The sequence below is a fragment of the Acinetobacter sp. YH12112 genome (assembly GCF_013418945.1).
Lineage (GTDB): Bacteria > Pseudomonadota > Gammaproteobacteria > Pseudomonadales > Moraxellaceae > Acinetobacter > Acinetobacter indicus.
Genome location: NZ_VPBA01000100.1, coordinates 1 through 1,076, shown reverse-complemented (window position 1 = coordinate 1,076; position 1,076 = coordinate 1). Strand labels below are relative to the sequence as shown.

1 protein-coding gene is annotated in these 1,076 nt (G+C 37.3%); it reads right to left on the bottom strand.

Annotated features, from left to right (window positions below; all coding sequences use genetic code 11):
* A partial coding sequence (locus tag FTU50_RS15295) for an IS30 family transposase (protein ID WP_257218617.1) occupies positions 1-965 on the bottom strand: 965 nt, incomplete at its 3' end.
* Positions 966-1,076: the final 111 nt, after the last annotated feature.

Below are 1,076 nucleotides of genomic sequence, written 5' to 3'. Positions count from 1 at the left end.
ACATGAGGTGCGACAGTTTCAAAAGCCTTATGATAATCAACAAGCTGAGCAAACTTCTCTAATGGTGTAAGCCAATCTAACGCTTTTCTAGGACGAGTATTCAGTGACATGGCAACTTGATTTAAATAATGCTGATCTGCCTGATTTAAATCAATCCCTTTAGGTAAATATTGCCTAATTAAACCATTCATATTTTCGCATGTGCCTTTTTGCCATGGTGAATGTGGGTCACAGAAATATACATCTATGCCTAAATCTTCTTCGAGTATTTTATGTTCTGACATCTCACGTCCACGGTCATAGGTCAACGTTTTACGCAGTTCTGCAGGTAAATATTTCAGAGCTTCAGTTAAAGCCTTGCGCACTGATTCTGCCTTTGCATCAGGTAATGTTGCCAAGATACAGAGCCGTGTATTTCGTTCAATAAGTGTTGCTATCGAACTTTTATTGTCTTTACCTTTAATTAAATCGGCCTCCCAATGACCCGGTATTTTTCTTTCTTGAACTTCAGCTGGGCGCTCATGAATAGTTTTAATATCCTGTAATATAGAATCTTTTTTAGGTTCACCGTTAGCTTTTCGCTTTTTATTTTCATGACGCAGACAGGATAATAAGTCTTTTTTCAACTCACCCTTTGGTAATGCTCGTATCGTTGAGTAAATCGTTGTATGGCTTACATTCATTGTTTGATCCAAATCAGAAAATGTCTTTAAACGCTTCGATATTTGCTGAGGAGACCATAAACAACGGATCGCTTCAACAATAAATCTCCAGAGGATTGAGTCGATTTTGAGTTTTCTGTGACCACGTCTACGTCTAGCGAAGGTGTTATCAGAAGCATATCGAGCTTGATAAACGTCATTGATGCTATTTCTTTTAAGTTCACGATAGATCGTACTAGGATGTCTTTTAATAAGTTCAGCAAATTTTCTGGGTGAAAAGCCTTCTTTTCTTGACTCAAGCATTAATGCAGTACGATCTTCAAAGCTAAGATGATGGTATGACAATTTTATATACTCCATAAACCCTTTAAATTAATTAGGTGGTTTATGTCGCACTTCAAGTTTTACTCTGCC